The organism is Xanthomonas cissicola (genome assembly GCF_008801575.1).
In the GTDB taxonomy this organism is placed as follows: domain Bacteria; phylum Pseudomonadota; class Gammaproteobacteria; order Xanthomonadales; family Xanthomonadaceae; genus Xanthomonas; species Xanthomonas cissicola.
The window spans coordinates 1-2,142 of the sequence record NZ_VZPL01000172.1; the positions used below are offsets into that span (position 1 = coordinate 1).

Below are 2,142 nucleotides of genomic sequence, written 5' to 3' on the forward strand. Positions count from 1 at the left end.
CAGCAGATAGGACTGCCGCAGCTTGAGCGCGTAGGCAACGATTTCAAGACCATGGTCGAGCATGCCGCCGTGGTAGGCATGGTGGTGGCTCTCTGAGGCGGGAAATTGCTGCACAAGCGCGGCGTAGTGCTCCAAGGGCGTGCGGTACAGCTTGTCGAACTGCTGGCGAGACAACGACGTGCGCTGCCAAATGTGTTCCAGCAGCTTCTGACGGCGCGGGGTGGTGAGCAAGGACGCGGCCGTCTCCGGCCGCGTCAGCCCTTTCGGGAGGTCGGTGGTGGGTCCTGGCGACGCAGCGGCAGCGACCGAGGCCCTTTTTCGCTGGAACAGGGAGAGCATGTAGGTGTCCTGATAGCGGGCCGTGCGGGAGGCCATTTAGCCTTTTCGGGGTAGGGCCTTTCCCCTTGCACCCCATTCCCTTGCCATTTCTGCCCTTTGGCTTTTAACCGTTTCGGTATAGCGAGGCGCAGATTGCGGTTCCAGCGTCAATGTGGAATCCGCTTGTGTGGATTGGGCGGCGACCCTCTGTGCCAGTTCTGCCTAAGCTGCGCGGACGCCGTTTCAGCCAAGAGGGTTTTATCAGGCGACAAAGTTGACAAAGGCGACAGGGGAGACTAGGGTGACTCCTGTCTTAAACCTGCCTGGGAGATGATCATGTCCAATTCCATTGAATTAATTGCCGACCGTTTGCCGCGCGTCACGGTGGAGGATGTGCGTCGCTTCGCCGCCATTGTTGATATCCGAGATGCCGGGGCTTTCGCGGCGGAACTGCAGGCGTTCGTTCACGAGCGTGTAGAGGCGGTGGAGCTTCCCGCCCGCCTGGAAATGGAGACGATGGAGCAGACCTTGGCACGCAAGGCGGACGCGCTGCGCGCCGAGACGCGCTGGGCACCGAATGAAACCGAAGTCCAGCGTGGCCGCACCGCGTTGCTGAAAACCTTTAACCAGCCGCATAACCTGCCGATCCCCGAATTCGCCAAGTTGGCGGACAAGTCGCGTCAGCAGATCTACAAGGACATCCTCGCCCGTCGGTTGCTGGCACTGAACGTGGGGCCGCGCGGCCAGAAGCTGCCCGACTGGCAACTCGACCCGGTGAAACAGCAGTTGACCCAAGCCGTCCTCCAGGAGGTCGAGGGCATCGACAACTGGACGATTTACGGTGCGCTTTCCGAACCGCTCGAAGGCTTGGGCGGGCGTTCGCCGGTAGATGCGGTGACGCCAGACTCGATCGACAAGGTGAGCGAGGCCGTGTTCAACGTGCTGGGCGTTCAGGTGCATTGAGGTGAGACTGCCATGAGTCGTGAGCTGCCGTCGTTCCTGATCGATGCGGGTGAACTGCTCCAGCATGTGAGCCGCGTCGTCTATCGGGGCAGTCCGCTGCACTATGGCCGCAGCAGCACCAACCGCTACGACGACCCGACGCGGGCCTACGGCGTGCTCTACCTGGGCCGCGATCTACCCACTGCGCTGATGGAATCGGTGTTTCACAAGCACCAGTGGCTTGCGGATACCACGCGCTTGATCGCGCTGCAAGAAGTCCAGGGTCGGATGGTGCGCGCCGTGGCCGTTCTATACGGCGTGCGCCTAGCCGATCTCACGGCACCGGGCGTCATGGCGGGCTATTTCGGCTTGAACCTGGAGCAATTGGCCAGCCGCGACTACACGCACACACAGCAGGTGTCCACCCAGGTGCATGCGATGCTCGGCGACGAAGGCCTGCCGCTGTTCGACGGGGTGCTCTATCCGTCGCGCAACAACTATCCCGCCAAGAGCATCGCCCTGTTCGAGCGTGCGGAAGCGAAAGTCAGGGTCATCAAGGACATCGACCTGGTTGACCACGTGGACTGGCCAGGTTTCGTTGCTACCTATCGCATCGGCGTGGAGCCCGACCCTGGGCCGGTGGAACCGGATGACGAAGCGTCCTGAAGCAGCAAAAGAGTACATTGAGGCCCCAAGCAGAGTGAATTGGACCAGACTGGAATAGGAATTCCTCGTGTAGCAGGAGACGATCATGAGTCGTCCCTGAAAAACCCCTGTCAAACCTCCATTGCCATGTTTGCGAGCCGCATAGTGCTTGAGCACGTTGAGGAACGCTCCCGCACCACCTGCAACCAGGCACGCAAAAAGGCGATCCAGCGCAGC

The 2,142-nt window shown here is 61.2% G+C and carries 3 protein-coding genes; 2 read left to right on the forward strand and 1 reads right to left on the reverse strand.

The window, feature by feature from the left end:
* On the reverse strand, positions 1-339 hold a 339-nt coding region (locus F7R02_RS25065), incomplete at its 3' end, for a TraI domain-containing protein (protein WP_208789145.1).
* Positions 340-654: 315 nt separating this feature from the next.
* Here F7R02_RS25065 and F7R02_RS25070 point away from each other — a divergent pair.
* Both F7R02_RS25070 and F7R02_RS25075 read left to right on the forward strand, forming a co-directional pair.
* The gene (locus F7R02_RS25070) at positions 655-1,281 is read left to right on the forward strand and encodes a hypothetical protein (protein WP_026006817.1); all 627 of its coding nucleotides are present in this window, start codon (positions 655-657) and stop codon (positions 1,279-1,281) included.
* Between the two features lie 12 nt (positions 1,282-1,293).
* Positions 1,294-1,926: an RES family NAD+ phosphorylase gene (locus F7R02_RS25075; RefSeq protein WP_151210309.1), complete on the forward strand. Its 633-nt coding sequence runs from the start codon at positions 1,294-1,296 to the stop codon at positions 1,924-1,926.
* The last annotated feature ends 216 nt before the right edge of the window (positions 1,927-2,142 follow it).

Bases quoted from the DNA above. Each gene is read 5' to 3' on its own strand.
- F7R02_RS25070 (WP_026006817.1), top strand. From the start codon at position 655: ATGTCCAATTCCATTGAATTAATTGCCGACCGTTTGCCGCGCGTCACG.
- F7R02_RS25075 (WP_151210309.1), top strand. From the start codon at position 1,294: ATGAGTCGTGAGCTGCCGTCGTTCCTGATCGATGCGGGTGAACTGCTC.